Annotated in this window: 3 protein-coding genes and 1 riboswitch; of the genes, 1 reads left to right on the forward strand and 2 read right to left on the reverse strand. The window is 66.9% G+C overall.

Annotated features, from left to right (window positions below; translation table 11 throughout):
• Together BIS11_RS15360 and BIS11_RS15365 are read right to left on the reverse strand one after the other, a co-directional pair.
• A partial coding sequence (locus BIS11_RS15360) for a cytochrome c oxidase assembly protein (RefSeq protein WP_253586470.1) occupies positions 1-701 on the reverse strand: 701 nt, incomplete at its 3' end.
• Positions 702-1163, reverse strand: a complete 462-nt coding sequence (locus tag BIS11_RS15365; protein ID WP_253425485.1) for a DUF2243 domain-containing protein — start codon at positions 1161-1163, stop codon at positions 702-704. It abuts the gene before it with no gap.
• Positions 1164-1260: 97 nt separating this feature from the next.
• Positions 1261-1450: riboswitch (cobalamin riboswitch) on the forward strand.
• Positions 1451-1487: 37 nt separating this feature from the next.
• On the opposite strand from BIS11_RS15365, the gene BIS11_RS15370 reads away from it, so the two are divergent.
• Positions 1488-2354: ABC transporter substrate-binding protein (locus BIS11_RS15370; protein ID WP_253586471.1), on the forward strand; the 867-nt coding region annotated here is incomplete at its 3' end.

Raw genomic sequence — 2354 nt, forward strand, 5'->3', positions numbered from 1 at the left:
TCGCCGCCGTAGTACATCCACTGGGCGGCGATTTGAACGTGCTCGAGGGCGTGACCGGTGCCGCGAGGAAAGCCCCACCCGTACATCAGCTTGCCGAGCAGGCCGTGGGTGGCGATGGCGGCGAACAGCACGCCGAGGCGAAAGCGCAAGGTGAGCCGGTGAGGCGAGGCGTCGGGCTCGGCGAGGATCGCCCAGCAGAAGAGATACCCGGCGAGCAGAAAGTGCAGATGAACGGCGTAGTGAAGCGCGGGGCTCTCCAGCGAGGCGGCGTAGAGCGGGGTCAGATAAAGCACGTACATGCCGCCGACGTTGAGCAGCAGCGCCGCGACCGGGTGGGCGACAGTGCGAACGAAGCGGCCGTGCAGCCTCGCGACGACCCACCTGCCGCCGGCCTGGGGCAGGGTTCGCAGCAACAGCGTCACGGGTGCTCCCAGCACCCAGCCAAGCGGCGCGAACATGCCGATCAGCAGGTGCAGGGTCATGTGGCCGACCAGATCCCCGTGCGCCCAGGCCATTAGCGAGGGCCAGAAGGCGATGGCCAGCAGCGCACTGCCCAGCAGGAAGAAGCCGCAGCGCCAAAGGCTCCAGCCCGATCCGCTCGCCCGCTGAAGCCAGGCCGCCGCCAGATACTGGCTGGTGACGAGCACGACCAGCAGAAAGGGCAGCCAGTCGAGCGGCGCAGCGTGGTGGGAGGCGTGCATTCAGCGCGCGATGCGGGCGCGGCGCCAGAGCCAGGCCCCGATCAGCAGAAAGAGGAGCGCGAAGGCGTTCCACACCAGGTCGTACATCAGCGGGTCGACCCCGTAGCGGATCTGGTGCAGGCGCAAGAGCTTGTGGTTGATCACGCCGTCGAAGAGCTGGAAGCCCCCCATGCCCAGAAAGAAGCCCGCCTTTGCCCAGGCCACGCTCAGGCGCTTGCGCTGGGAAAGATCGAGCAGCAGAAACACCCCGACCACCACCGCCAGCAGCTCGAAGGCGTGCAGCAGGCCATCGGAAAGAATGCCGAAAGCGGGCGTGGAAAAATCGAAGAAGTGGTGCCACTGCAAGAGCTGGTGAAAGACGATCTCGTCGAGCGCGGCCATGACGCCGATGCCCACCAGCACCGCCGCCCAGCGCGAGCGACGCGCATCAAAGGGCGTATTCGAGTTCGCTTCGTGTGTCATCGGTCTGCTCCTTCGGGGATCGTTTCAGCGTAGCCAAGCCAGCGAGCCCGCGTAAAGCGCTTGGCGAAAGCGCCGATTGCCCGGGGCACTGGCCCTCTCTAGAATGGCCCGCGTCGGTGTTCCTAGCGGAACTTGATAGGGAATCCGAAGCGCCCCGCGTTAACCGGAACTGCCCCCGCAACTGTAGGCGGCGAGCGACGCTCACAAGGCCACTGGACGACCGTCCGGGAAGGCGAGCTAGCATTGACCCGCGAGTCAGGAGACCTGCCGACGCACCTCATCACCCGGTTGCGTCCTGCGCGCCGATCATGCACGGGAGTGTACATGATGTTGAAGCGATCCCCGGCGCTGGCCCTGGCAGGGCTCTGCGCATCTTTTGGCGCGTCTCAAGGCGCGCTCGCCGCCACCGGCTACCCGCTCACCCTCGAAAGCTGCGGCCACGCCATCACCCTGGATAAAGCGCCCGAGCGCGTGGTCACCATCGGCCAGGCGCCCACAGAAATGCTTTACCTGCTGGGGCTCGATGATCACATGGTCGGCACCTCGCTCTGGGTCAACCCGGTGCTCGAGGCGTTCGAAGAACAGGATGCCGCCGTCGAGCGGCTTTCCGACAACGCGCCGAGCTTCGAGAGCGTGCTGGCGAAAAAGCCGGACCTGGTGATCTCCGCCTACGAGTGGATGGTCGGTCCGGCGGGCGCCGTGGGCACCCCCGAGATGTTCGACGATGCCGGCGTGCCGGTCTGGACGCTGCCCACCGAGTGCCTCGGCAAGGACAACCGCCAGAGCATGGACGGCGCTCGCGAGCGCCTGTTCGACCCGGCGCTGGTGTACCAGAGCCTCAACGAGCTTGCCGAAATCTTCGACGTCGCCGAGCGCGGCGAGACTGCCGTGGCGGAACTCGAGGCGCGGGAAACCGCCGCCATCGAGGCCGCTCGAGCACTCGATTTGCCGAATGAGCTCAGCGGGGTGTTCTGGTACTCCTCCGCGGACCTGAGGATCGACCCGTACGTGGCCGGCGTCAACGGCGTGCCGGACTGGATGATGGCGACACTGGGCATCCACAACGTGGTGCGCGCCAGGGAAGAGTGGCCGACGGTGGGCTGGGAGAGCGTCGCCCGCGCCAACCCCACCTTCATCGCCGCCGCGCGCATGGACCGGCGCCGCTTTCCCGCCGACGACATCGCCGTCAAG

The sequence above is a fragment of the Halomonas sp. 707D4 genome (assembly GCF_024158685.1).
In the GTDB taxonomy this organism is placed as follows: domain Bacteria; phylum Pseudomonadota; class Gammaproteobacteria; order Pseudomonadales; family Halomonadaceae; genus Vreelandella.

Bases quoted from the DNA above. Each gene is read 5' to 3' on its own strand.
- BIS11_RS15365 (WP_253425485.1), bottom strand. From the start codon at position 1,163: ATGACACACGAAGCGAACTCGAATACGCCCTTTGATGCGCGTCGCTCG.